The following is a 14338-nucleotide window of genomic DNA, read 5'->3' on the forward strand; positions in this document are numbered from 1 at the left end:
CCTTGTCACGTGCGGCTAACGAGTAGCTGTGTAGTGAAGATTTCCTCTTCCGAATGTGAAACCCGTGTGATTGGGTGATCGCCATCACAGGTGTGCCCGGGGGGTCGGGCACGCCTGAAGGGGTGGGCGTTCCGAGGAGAGCACGGCGATGCGGTCGATCCGTATGCGGGTTCTGGCGATATGCGCGGTTTTGGTGGTCGCCGGTGTGGGGGGATGGCAACTGCTGCCGTCCGATGGACAGAAGAAGGACCCGATCACGGTCGGGACGACGGACGCGATCACGTCCCTGGACCCGGCCGGCGCCTATGACGCCGGTTCCTGGGCGCTCTACAGCAACGTCTACCAGACGCTGCTCACCTTCAAGCCGGGCTCGGCGGTGCCGGTGCCGGACGCGGCCCGCGGCTGCAAGTTCATCGGGCTGAAGCTGACGACGTATCAGTGCGAGCTGCGCGACGGTCTGAAGTTCTCGTCGGGGCGCAAGGTCACCGCCGCCGACGTCAAGTTCTCCTTCGACCGGGTGCTGAAGATCAAAAGCGATGTGGGCCCGGCCCCGCTGCTCTCCTCCCTCGGCTCGGTCCAGGCCGACGGTGACACCGTCACCTTCAACCTGAAGACCAAGGACGCGACCTTCCCGTCCAAGCTCGCGACCGGCGCCGGGTCGATCGTCGACAGCAGCGCGTACCCGGAGAAGTCACTGCGCAAGGGCAACGGCGTGGTCGGCTCGGGCCCGTACCTGCTCAAGTCGTACAAGCAGGGCCAGAGCGCGGCCCTGGAGCCGAACCCCGACTACCGGGGCGCGGTCACCAAGAAGGGGCTGCCCGTCCAGGTCCGCTACTTCACCGAGTCCGACCAGCTCAACGAGGCATGGACGGCCAAGCAGGTCGAGGTGGCGCACCGCCAGATGCCGCCCAAGGTGCTCGCCAAGCTGTCGCCCGGCGACCCGGCCATCCGCATCAGCGAGACGCCCGGCGCCGAGACCCGCAACCTGAACATCAACGTCCGCCCCGGCCACCCGCTGGCCAAGGCCAAGGTCCGCCAGGCGCTGGCGGCGCTGATCGACCGGCCCGCGCTGGCCGCCGGCGTCTACGACGGCACCGTCGAGCCGCTGTTCTCGCTGATCCCGCAGGGCTTCACCGGCCACAGCACGGCCTTCTTCGACGCCTACCCCAGGGTGGACGTGGCGAAGGCGAAGGGCCTCCTGAAGTCGGCGGACGTGCATGCCCCGGTGAAGTTCACGCTCGCGTACCGCAAGCTCGGGCCCAACGGCGCCGAGGCCGAACTGCTCAAGAAGCAGCTGGAGAAGGGCGGCCTGTTCGAGGTCGACCTGCTCGCCGAGTCCGACTGGACCAAGATGCAGAAGAACTACGCGGCCGGGGTGTACGACGCGTACACGGCGGGCTGGGTCGCGGACTTCCCGGACCCGGACAACTTCAGCCAGCCGCTCGTCGGCACCGGGAACAGCCTGCACACCGGGTACTCGGACAAGGCCGTCGACGCGATCATCCAGCGCACCCAGCAGTACAGCGACCGGGGCCGCACCGCCGACGACTTCAAGGCGCTGCAGGACAAGGTCGCCGAGGATGTGCCGCTGATCCCGCTGTGGCAGGGCAAGGACTATGTGGTGAGCAGCCGCAGCGTCGGCGGCCTCCAGTACCTGTCGGACGGCACCGGCGTGTGGCGGCTGTGGGAGCTGGGCTGGATCTGAGTCGGCGTGCCCGGGGCTGCGGCCCCGGGCACGGTCGCCGTCACGGCTTCTTCTTCCGGGCCGTCACCGTCTGGGCCATGCCCGGCAGGAAGTCCGTGAACAGCTCGTGCACCTCGTGGACGAGCGGGCGCAGCACCCGGAAGCGGGCGAGCGCCACGCCGCGCGTGGTGAGCTTGGCGCCGCGCGCGGCCAGCCGGTAGCTGCGCTCGCGGCCCTCGGAGCGGTCGAACACCCAGTACAGGACCAGGCCCATCTGGGAGAGCCACATCAACTCGGGCAGCACGTCCACGAGTTCGGCCGGAACCTTGGTCTTGGTCCCCGCAAGCACCTCGCGGTGCACGTCGATGGCCGCCTCGCGGGCGTGCTCGGACTCCGGCGAGAAGGGGCTGAGCGGGCTGTCCGGGTCCGCCGCGTTCTTGAAGAACTGCGCGGCGAACTCGTGGTACGGGGCCGCGATGTCGAGCCAGGCGCTGAGCACCCCGGCCAGACGCGCCTCCAGATCCGTCTCGCGCTCCAGCACATCCCGGACCGCCGCCTGGTGCTCGGCGGCGATCCGGTCGTAGAACCCCTGGATCAGATGCTCTTTGCCGGCGAAGTAGTAGTACGCGTTGCCGACCGAGACCCCGGCCTCCTTGGCGATGGCCCGCATCGTCGTCTTGTCGTAACCCAGCTCCTGGAACAGCCGCATGGCGGTCTCCAGGATCAGGGTGCGGGTCTGCTCGCCCTTGGCGGGACTCTGCTCGCTCCTGGCAAGCTCGGACTCGCTCTTGGGGAGCTCGGACTCTGCGGGCACGCGCGCGTTCTCTGCTGGCACGGCACGAGCCTAATCGGCCGCGGAGCAGCCGCTGTCGCAGGTTGCCGGTCCGGTGTAGGCCCAGCCCCCGCGCGGGTCGTACGTCCAGCCGTCCTCGCGGCGGTAGGCGCCGCCGCCCGCGCCCGCCACCCGGCGGTCGCGGTGGGACTCGCGGTAGCGGGAGGCGGCGATCACCGCGCCGCGCGCGAACCGCGCCCCGGCCGGGGTACTGAAGCGGTGGGCCATGGGCCGGTACTCGCGCAGCGCCCACAGGCAGACGACCCAGGCGGCCGGGCCCCGGTAGACCTGTCCGGCGTCGGCGACGACGGTGATCTCCTCGAAGGTGGCCGCGTGGTCGAGGTGGGGGAAGCGGTGGCGGGCCTCGGCGGACCCGGCGGGCACCAGGTCGAGCGGGACCAGCTGACGCTGCTTCATCAGCCAGCCGCGCAGGAAGGCGCAGAGCGGGCAGTGGGCGTCGTACAGGACGGTGAGCCGGCGGACCGGGGCGCGCGTGGCGCCCCGGTCGGCGGTGGTGGCGGTGGGCATCGGGCTCAGGCCCCGGCGACCGGCGCGGCCCACGGGCCCTGGTTCCCGGTGAAGCCCTGCGGCGGCACCGGCGGGTTCTGCTCCCGCTCCATCAGGCCCCGGCGGCGGAACCTGTTGAGCGCGTACACATTGCCCAGGTGCATCACGCCGAGCACGAGCAGCACCACGCCGAGCTTCTTCGACAGCGCCTCGAAGACCTGCCGGGCGTTGTCGATACCGCCGTCGTCCTGGAGGTAGAGGGCGACGAAGCCCAGGTTCACCAGGTAGAAACCGACCACCAGCAGGTGGTTGACCGCGTCGGCGAGCTTCTCGTCGCCGAGGACGTCCGCGAGGAAGACGCGGCCGTTGCGGCTGAGCGTACGCGCCACCCAGACCGTCAACGCGACGCTGACCAGCAGGTAGATGACGTACGCGACGACTGTGAGGTCCATGTTCCCACCCCTTCTCGGAGCCTTCCTGAACACGTTCAAGAAGCTGTTGTCTGGAGAGTAGACCTCATTTTGAACATGTTCAAGCCGGTGTGGAGGAGAGTACGGGAGCGTCCTCCACGGGGCGGCCGAACCGGCGTACCCCCGGCACCGCCGCCGTCGCCAGACAGGCTCCGCCCACCACCAGCGCGGCGGCCAGCAGCGGCACTTCGGGCCCCCAGGCGTCGGCGGCCAGCGGGGCCAGCGCGTACCCGACGGGCATCGCCGCCAGGGAGAGCAGCCAGTCGTACGAGGTCACGCGGGCCAGGGTGTGGCTGGGGATCGCCGACTGCACCGCGGTCTCCCAGACCGGCGAGAGGAAGCCGAGCCCGAGCTGGGCGATGCCGTAGCCGACGATGGTGACCGGCGCCGGGGCGGAGAGCGCGAGCAGGGTGAGCGGCAGGGCGTAGGCGGCCAGGCCCAGATTGGCCGTCAGGATGGGGCGCCTAGGCCGGGCGCGCCCGGCGATCAGCGAGCCGAGCAGCAGGCCGACGGCGCCCGCCTGCATGAACGCCAGCCAGAACGTCTTGCCGTCGAACTCCTTGAAGGCGATGGCCGGTCCGAGCGTCATCAGGACGGCGGCGGCGCCGTTCCAGGCGGAGTGGGCGAACAGGCTGGTCCAGTACCAGTCCCGCGAGCGCACCTCGCTCCAGCCCTCCTTGAGGTCGGCGGTGAGCGAGCGCCGGACCAGCGGCACGTGCCGCACCCGGAGCGCGCTCAGCAGGGCCGCGCTCACCGCGAAGGAGGCGGAGTCGAGCACGAAGGCCCAGCCGGGCCCGGCGGTCAGGATGAGTACGCTGGCGAGCGCCGGGCCGCCCAGCCGGGTCGCGCTGTTGACCACGCCCATCAGGGCGTTGGCGCGCTGCCGGTTCTCCTCCTCGACCGTGCCGGTGATCAGCGGCGCCATCGCGGGCATCGCGAAGGCGGAGGCGGAGCCGCCGATCGCCTCGGCGAGCGCGATCTGCCACAGCTGGGGGTCGCCGCCGAGCAGTTCGACGCCGACGAAGAGCTGGGTGGCGCAGCGGACGAGGTCGGTGGTGAGTGCGACCGTACGGGCGTTGAAGCGGTCGCCCATGACGCCGCCGAAGGGCAGGAGCAGCAGCTTGGGGACCATCGAGCAGCCGAGCACGATCGCGAGGGCGGCGGTGGAGTCGGTCGCGATGTAGACGGCGAGGGCGAGCGCGGCCGGGATCACGGCGTCGCCGAGCAGGGACAGGCAGCGGCCGATGAAGAGCAGCCGGAACGCGCGCGTGCGCAGGGGATGGGGCAGTGGTGGCATGCCCAGGAATATATTTCGGCACCGAATAATTCGTCAACGAAATATATGGCACCGAAGGAGCGGGTGGGGTGGCCGCGTACGTACGATCAAGACATGGAGCGCGCAGAAGGGGCCGAGGGGCAGCGGGACTGGACCGACGGGCACGTGGAGCAGTGGCTGCCGGTGCTGCCGGGTCTTGACCCGGCCGTCGAGGGCGCGGTGACGCGGATGAAGAAGCTCTCCGTCCACCTCCAGCGCGTACGGGAGCAGTCCCTGGTCGACTTCGCGCTCGACCGGCCGGAGTTCGACACGCTGCACAAGTTGGCGGGGCGGGGTGGCACGGCGACGCCGTCGCAGCTCGCCACCGACCTGGACCTGGCGCCCGCGTCCGTCACCGGGCGCCTCGACGCGCTGGAGCGGCGCGGGTTCGTCCGCCGCACGCCCTCCACCACCGACCGCCGCAGGGTCCACGTGGAGCTCACCGAGTCGGGCCGGGCGACCTGGATGGGCGCGATGGACGTCCTCGGCCACGAGGAGTACCGGCTGCTCGGTGTCCTCAGCGAGGAGGAGCGCGACCGGCTCAACGACATGCTGCGGCGGATCATGGTGGTCGCGGAGGAGCGGCCCTGAGACACGGCGAGGGCCCCGCCGCCCGGAACGGATTCCGGGTGGCGGGGCCCTCGTGCACGTACATCCTGGCGGAAGGTCAGAAGCGACGCGTGATCAGCGCGCGCTTGACTTCCTGGATCGCCTTGGTGACCTCGATGCCACGCGGGCAGGCGTCCGTGCAGTTGAACGTGGTGCGGCAGCGCCACACGCCGTCCTTGTCGTTCAGGATCTCCAGGCGCTGCTCGGCGGCCTCGTCACGCGAGTCGAAGATGAAGCGGTGCGCGTTGACGATCGCCGCCGGGCCGAAGTACTGGCCGTCGTTCCAGAACACCGGGCACGACGACGTGCACGCGGCGCACAGGATGCACTTGGTGGTGTCGTCGAAGCGCTCGCGGTCCTCGGGGGACTGCAGACGCTCGCGCGTCGGCTCGTTGCCCTTCGTGATGAGGAAGGGCATCACGTCGCGGTACGCCTGGAAGAACGGGTCCATGTCCACGACCAGGTCCTTCAGGACCGTCAGGCCCTTGATGGCCTCGACCGTGATCGGCTTCTCCGGGCTCAGGTCCTTGATCAGCGTCTTGCAGGCGAGCCTGTTCTTGCCGTTGATCCGCATGGCGTCCGAACCGCAGATGCCGTGCGCGCACGAGCGCCGGAAGGTCAGCGAGCCGTCGAGGTCCCACTTGATCTTGTGGAGACCGTCGAGCACGCGCTCCTTCGGGTCGATCTCGACCTGGAAGTCCTGCCAGGAGGCCTCGTCCGAGATCTCCGGGTTGAACCGGCGGATCCGGAAGGTGACCGTGATGTACGGGGAGTCGGCGAAGCCCGCCTCCGCCTTGTCCAGAGTGGGGGTGGCCATCAGTACTTACGCTCCATCGGCTGGTAGCGGGTCTGGACGACGGGCTTGTAGTCGAGTCGGATCGAGTCCTCGCCGCCGTCCGCGACCTCGCGGTACGCCATGGTGTGGCGCATGAAGTTGACGTCGTCGCGGTTGGGGTAGTCCTCGCGGTAGTGACCGCCGCGGGACTCCTTGCGCGCCAGGGCGGAGACGGCCATGACCTCGGCCAGGTCGAGCAGGTTGCCCAGCTCGATGGCCTCCAGGAGGTCGGTGTTGAACCGCTTGCCCTTGTCCTGGACCGAGACGTTCTTGTAGCGCTCGCGGAGCTCCGCGATCTTCTCCACGGCCGTCTTGATCGTCTGCTCGGTGCGGAAGACCATGACGTTGGCGTCCATCGTCTCCTGGAGCTCCTTGCGGATCACCGCGACCCGCTCGGTGCCGGTCGACGACAGCAGGCGCTTGACCTGCGTCTCCACCAGCTCCGCCGGGTTCTCCGGGAGCTCGACGTAGTCGGCCTTCGCCGAGTACTCCGCCGCCGCGATGCCCGCGCGCTTGCCGAACACGTTGATGTCCAGGAGCGAGTTGGTGCCCAGGCGGTTGGCGCCGTGCACCGAGACGCAGGCGACCTCGCCGGCCGCGTACAGACCCGGCACGACCGTGGTGTTGTCGCTGAGGACCTCACCCTGGACGTTGGTCGGGATGCCGCCCATGGCGTAGTGCGCGGTGGGCTGGATCGGGATCGGGTCCGTGTACGGCTCGATGCCCAGGTACGTCCGCGCGAACTCCGTGATGTCCGGGAGCTTGGCGTCCAGCTGCTCCGGCGGGAGGTGCGTGAGGTCGAGGTAGACGTGGTCGCCCTCGGGACCGCAGCCGCGGCCCTCACGGATCTCGGTGTAGATGGAGCGCGAGACGACGTCACGGGACGCGAGGTCCTTCATGACCGGCGCGTACTTCTCCATGAAGCGCTCGCCGTCCTTGTTGCGGAGGATGCCGCCCTCACCGCGGGCGCCCTCCGTCAGCAGGATGCCCATGCGCCAGATGCCCGTCGGGTGGAACTGGAAGAACTCCATGTCCTCCAGCGGCAGGCCCCGGCGGTAGCAGGCGGCCTGGCCGTCACCGGTCAGGGTGTGCGCGTTGGAGGTCACCTTGAAGAACTTGCCGGTGCCGCCGGACGCGTAGATCACGGACTTCGCCTGGAAGACGTGGATCTCGCCGGTGGCCAGCTCGTACGCGATGACGCCCGCGGACGTCTTGACGCCGTCGACCTCGACGATGAGCTGGTCGAGGACGTAGAACTCGTTGAAGAACTCCACGCCCTCCTTGATGCAGTTCTGGTACAGCGTCTGGAGGATCATGTGGCCGGTGCGGTCGCCCGAGTAGCACGCGCGGCGGACGGGAGCCTCGCCGTGGTTGCGGGAGTGACCGCCGAAGCGGCGCTGGTCGATCTCGCCCTTGGGCGTCCGGCCGAACGGCAGGCCCATCTTCTCCAGGTCGAGGACGGCGTCGATGGCCTCCTTCGCGAGGATCTCGGCGGCGTCCTGGTCGACCAGGTAGTCACCACCCTTGATCGTGTCGAAGGTGTGCCACTCCCAGTTGTCCTCCTCCACGTTGGCGAGCGCGGCGGCCATGCCGCCCTGCGCCGCGCCCGTGTGGGAGCGGGTGGGGTAGAGCTTCGTCAGCACCGCGGTGCGGCTGCGCTTCGTCGACTCGATGGCCGCGCGCATACCGGCGCCACCCGCGCCGACGATGACGGTGTCGTACTTGTGGATCTTCATCAGAGAATTCCTCAGTCCCTCAGCCCGTGGCCTGGCGGATGTTCGGGTCGAAGGTGAAGATCACCAGCGTGCCCAGCAGGACGGTGAACACCGTGGCGGTGTAGAGCAGCATCTTCAGCCAGAAGCGGGTGTTGTCCCGCTGCGCGTAGTCGTTGATGACCGTACGCAGGCCGTTGGCGCCGTGGAGCATCGCCAGCCACAGCATGGCCAGGTCCCAGACCTGCCAGAACGGGTTGGCCCAGCGGCCCGCCACGAAGGCGAAGCCGATCTTGGAGACACCGCCGTCGAGCACCAGCTGGATGCACAGGTGGGTGACGACGAGGACGACCAGGACGACGCCGGACAGCCGCATGAACAGCCAGCCGTACAGCTCGAAGTTCGTACGGGTCGACTTCGGCGTCCTCTTGGTCCGCTTGCGCGGGGCCTCGATGAGCGGCGCGGGGTTGTCGGCGTCGTACAGGCCGGTGGCCTCGACCTCGCCGATCGCGGAAGTGGTTTCGGCAGACATGTCAGACCTCAGCTCCCGATCAGTTCACGGGTGGCGTGACCGAGCACGGGGTACAGCGCGCCGATCATCAGAAGGACCCAGATGATCACGACGGACCACAGCATCTGCTTCTGGTAGCGCGGACCCTTGGCCCAGAAGTCCACCGCGATGATGCGGAGACCGTTGAGCGCGTGGAAGAGGATGGCGGCGACGAGGCCGTACTCCAAAAGAGCCACGATGGGCGTCTTGTAGGTAGCGACGACCTTGTCGTAGTCCTCGGGGGAGACACGCACGAGAGCGGTGTCGAGGACATGGACGAACAGGAAGAAGAAGATGAGGACACCGGTGACTCGATGAGCCACCCACGACCACATACCTTCCCGGCCGCGGTACAGCGTTCCAGCCGGCACGGAAAAACCCTCCGGGAGCGGGGACTAGGGCCGGCCGGCTTGACTGTCGGTCTGACCCGGCCGGGTACGGTCCACCGGCCCCGGTCATCGTAGCGACGAGATGTCGGTTCGTTCGCGCGGGGTCCTCAGGTGTGATCAAACAGGCAATCAATCTGCCACGGACGGGCTACGGAAGGGCCCGGACGGGCCGTCACGGGGCCGGTGGTGGGGGCGGGTTCAGCGGGGCGCGCCCGCCGTGTCCGGTTCCGGATGGTTGGTCATGAGATGGGCGAGCCGAGCACGGGCGAGTCGGCGCAGCTCGTCGGCGGCGATGGACCGCTCCTCGTCCTGCTCGTTGGTCATCCGCACCCGGATGCCCCCGAGCATCTCGTTCAGGTGTTCGGTGGGTCGCCGTCCCTCCAGGCAGATCACGAAGGCGTGCCCGAACCGGCTCTCGTACGCGGCGTGCGCGGCCCGCAGCGCGGTGTGGGCCGCCTGCGGGGCCGTGCGGTCGAGGCCCGGCGAGCGCTCGTCGGCCAGCGCCTCGGTGAGGTCGTCGGGGGAGAGGTCGTAGCTCGCCTCGTCGGCCGCGGCCAGTAGCGCGTCCAGGTCCGGGTAGGGGCGGTGGGCGGCCACCCGCAGGGCCCAGCGGCGGCTGGCGCAGCAGGCGAGCAGCACGGCTTCGGCGGCTGCCCCGGGGGCGTGGTTGAACCGCGTCAGGCCGTCCTCGACCGGCTCGTACGGGCCCGGAATGACCGGGTTGACGTTGATCTGGCCCGTTATCGCCGGGCGGCCCGTGGAGCGGGGAGTGTGATGAAGTGGCGGCGGTCGCTTCCGGGGGCCGGCGTGGGATTCGCTGGACAGCGTGGGCTCCTAGAACGAACGACGAACGGCGGCCGGCGACGGCTTCGTGCGCGCCGGCGGAGAGACAGCAGAGAGGCGGGAGGTGAAGAAGAGGTGGGAGTGCCGCCACGCTATCGAGGCGCGGTGGAGGGTGCCCGACGGTTGCGCGAATTTCACCCGGACGTGAGGGGTGAGGTGCGCATGGTGGACGCCTCCCGGGTTCCTCGCCTCGCCTTCGCCGTGGTTGTTCCCGTATGGGAGGATTCTGAGTGATGTCGCAGTCCAGGAGTGCCGGCGGCGCCGACGGCGCCCGTGGTGACCGGACGGTCCGGATGAGCCGGGGCGCCCTGGTGGCACGCGTCGCCCTCGCGGCCGCGGCCGCCCTCGTGCTCACCGTGCTGGTCTGGCCCGAGGACGACACCCACGGCGGCCACGGCGGCCGCCTCGATCCCAAGCCCGGCGACTCCTCCTCGCCCGCCCAGATCTACCCGATCTCCTCGCCGCCCCGCACGATCCCCTCCGTACGGCAGCACGAGCCCGCCCGCGGCCCCGGCTTCCGGCCCGTCGCCGCCACCCGCGTCGTCGTCCCCACCGGCAGCGAGGCGCTCTCGGACGAGGCCCAGCTGCTCGCGCAGGAGCTCGACAAGGAGTACGTGCAGGGCGCGGCGCCCCGGCCCGGGGACATCGAGCTGGCCCTGAACCCGAAGGCCAAGGCCACCCCCGAGTCGTACACCCTGACCGCCCGCGAGCGCACGGTGCGGATCACCGGCCCCGACGAGGCCGGGGTCTTCTACGGCACCCGCACCCTCAAGCAGGCGCTGCGCGGCGGCGGGGTGATGCCCGAGGGCGTCGTCGAGGACTGGCCCGACCGCCCGCAGCGCGGCCTCAACCTGGACATCGCGCGCAAGCCGTTCACCGCGGGCTGGATCGAGGCCCGGCTGCGCGAGATGGCCGACCTCAAGATGAACCAGCTCGGTCTGCACTTCTCCGACGACCAGGGCTTCCGGATCGAGTCCGCCTCGCACCCCGAGGTCGTCTCGCGCGACCACCTCAGCAAGCGCGAGGTCGAGCGGATCGTGGCGCTCGCCCGGCGGCTGCACATCGAGGTGGTCCCCGAGATCGACTCGCCGGGCCACCTGGGCGCGGTGCTCAAGGCCCACCCCGCGCTCGGGCTGCGCAGCGCCACGGGCCGGACGGTCCAGGGCGCTGTCGACATCGCGAACCCGGACGCGGCGCGGATCGTCGACGACCTGCTGCGCGAGTACGCGGACCTGTTCCCCGGCGCCTACTGGCACCTCGGCGGCGACGAGTACCTCGCCCTGATGGCCAAGAACCCGGAGGCCACCTACCCGGGCCTGGCCGCCGCCGCGCGCGCCAAGTACGGCGCCAAGGGCGACATAGCGGACCTGGCGACCGGCTGGCTCAACGACCGGGCGGCGGCGCTGCGCCCGTACGGCAAGAAGTTCAAGGCCTGGAACGACGGCTACTTCAAGGGCACCTCCGTCGCCCCCGACCCGGCCCGCGAGGTCGAGTACTGGACCGGCAAGGAGCTCGGCGCCCGCCCGCCGGAGGAGTACCTGGCCGAGGGCCGCAAGACGGTCAACCTCAACGACGAGTACCTGTACTACGTCCTGGGCGAGCCCAACGCCTTCAAGTACCCCACCGGCCGGCGCATCTACCAGGAGTGGACGCCGCTGGTGCTGCGCGGCACCAAGCCCGTCGCCAACCGCTACTCCGACCAGGTGCTCGGCGCCCGGTTCGCCGTCTGGTGCGACCGCGCCGACGCCCAGACCCAGGACCAGGTGGCCCGGGGCATCCGGATGCCGCTGCGCGCCACCGCCCAGAAGCTGTGGGACCCGCGCACTCCGGGCCTGGAGTGGGAGGAGTTCAAGGAGCTCGCCGACAAGCTGGAGTGAGGTTCCGGGCCCCGCTGTGACACTTCCGGCCGCCCGCGCGCAGAACAGACCATGGGCAGGGGTGGGGACCAGCGCCGTGGCCGGATCCGGAGCGACGACGCGGAGCTCGGGGCGGCCGTCGCACGTGCCCAGGAGGGGGACGAGCGGGCCTTCGCCGTGGTCTACCGGCTGGTTCAGCCTGGGCTGCTCGCCCAGCTGCGGGCCCTGGTCGCGGCCGAGGCCGAGGACGTGGCGTCCGACGCGTGGCTGGAGATAGCCCGTGATCTGGCCCGGTTCCGGGGCGACGGGGCGGGCTTCCGGGGCTGGACCGCGACCATCGCGCGCCACCGCGCCCTGGACCATCTGCGCCGCCAGAGGCGAAGACCGCGCACCGTCGGGCTCGACCAGGAGGCGCTGGAGGTGCCGGGCGGCCAGGACACCGCCGAGGCGGCCCTGGAGTTCCTGTCGACCCGCTGGGCGCTCCAGCTGATCGCCGCCCTGCCGCGCGAACAGGCCGCGGCGGTGCTGCTGCGGGTGGTGGCCGGGCTCGACGGCACGGCGGCCGGGCAGGTCCTCGGCAAGCGCCCCGGGTCGGTGCGCACCTCGGCGCACCGGGGGCTGCGGCGGCTCGCGCAGGGGCTGGGGTCGGAGGCGGACGGGCCGTGACGGCGGGGCGCGCCGACGGACTTCAGTCGCGGGGCACCCAACCGGCGGCGGGCGCGGGGGGAGTCGGCGCGGAAGGACGGCCGGGGCCGCCACCCCCCACAGGAGAGGCCCCGGCCGTCTTCCGTCGGGGCCGTGTGGCGACCCCGTACTCCTCTCAGCGCCATGGCTGCGTTTTCTGTCACACCGCGCTGTGTCAGTGAATTGTTGCGGGTTGTACAAGTAATGGACTTAACCGCCGCCCAGGCCGTAGCGTGCTCCTTCGCGCCGGTCGGCGCGGCAGCGATGACCGGCTGCGACACCAGGGCAGGGTGCAGGGAGTGCAGGGGGAAGACGCGGAGCTGACCGCTGCGATACTCGCGGCGCAGGGCGGCGACGAGAGCGCGTTCCGTGCTGTGTACCGCGCGGTGCATCCACGGCTGCTCGGCTACACCAGGACGCTCGTCGGCGAGAGCGACGCGGAGGACGTGACGTCCGAGGCGTGGCTGCAGATAGCCCGGGACATCGAGCGTTTCAGCGGCGACGCGGACAGGTTCCGCGGCTGGGCCGCCACCATCGCCCGCAACCGGGCCCTCGACCACATCCGGATGCGCGGCCGCCGTCCCGCCGTGGGCGGCGACGAGAGTGAGCTGACCGGCCGCGCCGCCGACTCGGACACCGCGGGCGAGGCGATGGAATCCCTCGCCACCGGACGTACGATGGCGCTCATCGCGCAGCTCCCGCAGGACCAGGCCGAGGCCGTGGTGCTGCGGGTGGTGGTCGGGCTCGACGCCAAGACCGCGGCCCAGACCCTGGGCAAGCGGCCCGGCGCGGTGCGGACGGCCGCCCACCGCGGCCTCAAGCGGCTGGCCGAACTGCTGGGGACGGAGGACGCCCCGGCGGATCTCGGCGGTGTGCCGCCGCAACGGAACCGGTCGTGCGGTGTGACGCAATCGGGCGCGCCGACGCAGAAGGACATGTGATGGCCGACGAGCGCCACGAATGGCTGGACGAGGACGCCGCGGAGCGTTTGCTGCGCGGCGAACCGGTCGTTCCCGCCGACGACCGCGCCCGCGAGCAGGCCGAACGGCTCTCCGCCGTGCTGCGCGCGATGGCCGGTCCGGACGTACGGCAGAGCATGGGCGCCTCCGCCGCCCCGGCCGCCGGTGAACTGCCGGGCGAGGCCGCCGCGCTGGCCGCGTTCCGCAGCGCCCGCGCCGAGGCCGGCGCCCCCTCCGGAGCCCGGAGCGACACCGTCGTACGGGTAGGGCGCGAGCCCCGCGGCGCCCGCGCTCCCCGACGGCTGCGGCCGGTCCGCTTCGGCCTGGCCGCCGCACTGGCCGGATGCGCACTGGGCGGCGTCGCCATGGCCGCCGGGACCGGCGTGCTGCCCGGGCTCGGCACCGCCGACCCCGAGCCGGTGTCGTCCGTGTCGGCCGCCGCGACCCCGGGGCCGATCGCCTCGGACTCGCCGTCGGCGCGCACCGGCGACCCCGTCGGCCCGCAGTCGCCCACGCCGGGCCGCACTCCGTCGGGGGAGGCCAGTGCTCCCGGCGCCGCCACGCCGGGCTCCGCCGAGCCCCGGAGGACGACGCCCGCCCCCGAGACCACGACCGGGGGTGCGAGGGGCGACTGGGCTTCCAGGAAGGTCGAGTACTGCCGCGACTTCCGCTCGGGACGCCTTGATCAGACGCGCCGGAATCGGCTGGAAATCGCCGCTCTGGGCGCCGCGAGAGTGAAGCAGTTCTGCGACGCCGTCCTCGCGGAGGCGGACCGGGGCGGCAAGGGCGGCTCCGGGGGCAAGGACGACTCGGGCGGCAAGGGCGGCTCCGGCGACGACAAGGGGGATGGCCATGGCGGGCACGGCGGCATCTCGGGCGGCCGTGACGGCTCGGTCCTGAAGCTGCCCTCCGTGAGCTGGTCGACGCCGCCCGCGAGCGGCTCACCTGCGCTCCCGGGTCTGCCGGGAGTCCCGGGCGTCGGCGACGCGGACCAGAGCGGCCCGACTCTGCCGCCCGCCGTTCCGGTCGTCCCGCCGGCCTCCCGCGCGGTCCCGGCGCAGCACCCGTCGGCGCTGCTCGGCGCGGCGTGAGG

15 protein-coding genes are annotated in these 14338 nt (G+C 71.1%); 6 read left to right on the forward strand and 9 right to left on the reverse strand.

Translation table 11 applies throughout. The features are described 5' to 3' along the window. The first annotated feature begins 148 nt into the window (after positions 1 to 148). Entirely contained in the window at positions 149 to 1705 is a 1557-nt protein-coding gene (locus tag OG965_RS25145) for an ABC transporter substrate-binding protein (RefSeq protein WP_371654315.1), read from the forward strand. Between the two features lie 40 nt (positions 1706 to 1745). On the opposite strand, the gene OG965_RS25150 is transcribed toward OG965_RS25145, so the two are convergent. The 4 genes from OG965_RS25150 to OG965_RS25165 form a co-directional block, all read right to left on the reverse strand. Next, a complete protein-coding gene (locus OG965_RS25150; protein WP_371657050.1) occupies positions 1746 to 2411 on the reverse strand; it encodes a TetR/AcrR family transcriptional regulator in 666 nt (221 codons plus the stop codon). A gap of 117 nt (positions 2412 to 2528) precedes the next feature. Next, positions 2529 to 3044 carry a thiol-disulfide oxidoreductase DCC family protein gene (locus tag OG965_RS25155; protein ID WP_371654316.1) on the reverse strand — a complete coding sequence of 172 codons (516 nt, stop codon included), beginning with the start codon at positions 3042 to 3044 and terminating at the stop codon, positions 2529 to 2531. A 5-nt stretch (positions 3045 to 3049) separates the two neighbouring features. Further along, a complete protein-coding gene (locus OG965_RS25160) occupies positions 3050 to 3475 on the reverse strand; it encodes a hypothetical protein (RefSeq protein ID WP_371654317.1) in 426 nt (141 codons plus the stop codon). Between the two features lie 79 nt (positions 3476 to 3554). Further along, a complete protein-coding gene (locus OG965_RS25165; RefSeq protein ID WP_371654318.1) occupies positions 3555 to 4790 on the reverse strand; it encodes an MFS transporter in 1236 nt (411 codons plus the stop codon). A 93-nt stretch (positions 4791 to 4883) separates the two neighbouring features. On the opposite strand from OG965_RS25165, the gene OG965_RS25170 reads away from it, so the two are divergent. After that, positions 4884 to 5399 carry a MarR family winged helix-turn-helix transcriptional regulator gene (locus OG965_RS25170; protein ID WP_371654319.1) on the forward strand — a complete coding sequence of 172 codons (516 nt, stop codon included), beginning with the start codon at positions 4884 to 4886 and terminating at the stop codon, positions 5397 to 5399. A gap of 76 nt (positions 5400 to 5475) precedes the next feature. Here the strand turns inward: OG965_RS25170 and OG965_RS25175 are convergent, their stop codons facing one another. From OG965_RS25175 to OG965_RS25195, 5 genes are all read right to left on the reverse strand, one after another. Further along, a complete protein-coding gene (locus OG965_RS25175) occupies positions 5476 to 6234 on the reverse strand; it encodes a succinate dehydrogenase iron-sulfur subunit (RefSeq protein ID WP_371654320.1) in 759 nt (252 codons plus the stop codon). Further along, on the reverse strand, positions 6234 to 7988 hold the full coding sequence (gene sdhA / locus OG965_RS25180; RefSeq protein ID WP_371654321.1) for a succinate dehydrogenase flavoprotein subunit: 1755 nt from the start codon (positions 7986 to 7988) through the stop codon (positions 6234 to 6236). Before sdhA ends, OG965_RS25175 begins: the two co-directional genes overlap by 1 nt. Positions 7989 to 8007: 19 nt before the next feature. Continuing rightward, complete coding sequence (locus tag OG965_RS25185) at positions 8008 to 8496, reverse strand: succinate dehydrogenase hydrophobic membrane anchor subunit (protein ID WP_371654322.1); 489 nt, start codon at positions 8494 to 8496, stop codon at positions 8008 to 8010. An 8-nt stretch (positions 8497 to 8504) separates the two neighbouring features. Beyond that, a complete protein-coding gene (sdhC, locus tag OG965_RS25190) occupies positions 8505 to 8885 on the reverse strand; it encodes a succinate dehydrogenase, cytochrome b556 subunit (protein ID WP_371654323.1) in 381 nt (126 codons plus the stop codon). Positions 8886 to 9101: 216 nt separating this feature from the next. Then, a complete protein-coding gene (locus OG965_RS25195) occupies positions 9102 to 9647 on the reverse strand; it encodes a 2-oxo-4-hydroxy-4-carboxy-5-ureidoimidazoline decarboxylase (RefSeq protein ID WP_371657051.1) in 546 nt (181 codons plus the stop codon). 392 nt (positions 9648 to 10039) lie between these two features. Here OG965_RS25195 and OG965_RS25200 point away from each other — a divergent pair, with 392 nt between their 5' ends. From OG965_RS25200 to OG965_RS25215, 4 genes are all read left to right on the forward strand, one after another. Then, positions 10040 to 11623: a family 20 glycosylhydrolase gene (locus OG965_RS25200; protein ID WP_371657052.1), complete on the forward strand. Its 1584-nt coding sequence runs from the start codon at positions 10040 to 10042 to the stop codon at positions 11621 to 11623. A 51-nt stretch (positions 11624 to 11674) separates the two neighbouring features. Continuing rightward, entirely contained in the window at positions 11675 to 12268 is a 594-nt protein-coding gene (locus OG965_RS25205) for an RNA polymerase sigma factor (protein ID WP_371654324.1), read from the forward strand. Between the two features lie 317 nt (positions 12269 to 12585). Continuing rightward, a complete protein-coding gene (locus OG965_RS25210; protein WP_371654325.1) occupies positions 12586 to 13227 on the forward strand; it encodes an RNA polymerase sigma factor in 642 nt (213 codons plus the stop codon). Next, a complete protein-coding gene (locus OG965_RS25215) occupies positions 13227 to 14336 on the forward strand; it encodes a hypothetical protein (RefSeq protein WP_371654326.1) in 1110 nt (369 codons plus the stop codon). The genes OG965_RS25210 and OG965_RS25215 overlap by 1 nt, the downstream gene beginning before the upstream one ends. The last annotated feature ends 2 nt before the right edge of the window (positions 14337 to 14338 follow it).

This window comes from Streptomyces sp. NBC_00224, assembly GCF_041435195.1.
Lineage (GTDB): Bacteria > Actinomycetota > Actinomycetes > Streptomycetales > Streptomycetaceae > Streptomyces.

What these genes read in the sequence shown, in the direction of transcription:
- OG965_RS25145 (WP_371654315.1), top strand. Translation starts at nt 149, where the DNA reads ATGCGGTCGATCCGTATGCGGGTTCTGGCGATATGCGCGGTTTTGGTG.
- OG965_RS25155 (WP_371654316.1), bottom strand. Translation starts at nt 3,044, where the DNA reads ATGCCCACCGCCACCACCGCCGACCGGGGCGCCACGCGCGCCCCGGTC.
- OG965_RS25160 (WP_371654317.1), bottom strand. Translation starts at nt 3,475, where the DNA reads ATGGACCTCACAGTCGTCGCGTACGTCATCTACCTGCTGGTCAGCGTC.
- OG965_RS25165 (WP_371654318.1), bottom strand. Translation starts at nt 4,790, where the DNA reads ATGCCACCACTGCCCCATCCCCTGCGCACGCGCGCGTTCCGGCTGCTC.
- OG965_RS25170 (WP_371654319.1), top strand. Translation starts at nt 4,884, where the DNA reads ATGGAGCGCGCAGAAGGGGCCGAGGGGCAGCGGGACTGGACCGACGGG.
- OG965_RS25175 (WP_371654320.1), bottom strand. Translation starts at nt 6,234, where the DNA reads ATGGCCACCCCCACTCTGGACAAGGCGGAGGCGGGCTTCGCCGACTCC.
- sdhA (WP_371654321.1), bottom strand. Translation starts at nt 7,988, where the DNA reads ATGAAGATCCACAAGTACGACACCGTCATCGTCGGCGCGGGTGGCGCC.
- OG965_RS25185 (WP_371654322.1), bottom strand. Translation starts at nt 8,496, where the DNA reads ATGTCTGCCGAAACCACTTCCGCGATCGGCGAGGTCGAGGCCACCGGC.
- OG965_RS25200 (WP_371657052.1), top strand. Translation starts at nt 10,040, where the DNA reads ATGAGCCGGGGCGCCCTGGTGGCACGCGTCGCCCTCGCGGCCGCGGCC.
- OG965_RS25205 (WP_371654324.1), top strand. Translation starts at nt 11,675, where the DNA reads ATGGGCAGGGGTGGGGACCAGCGCCGTGGCCGGATCCGGAGCGACGAC.
- OG965_RS25215 (WP_371654326.1), top strand. Translation starts at nt 13,227, where the DNA reads ATGGCCGACGAGCGCCACGAATGGCTGGACGAGGACGCCGCGGAGCGT.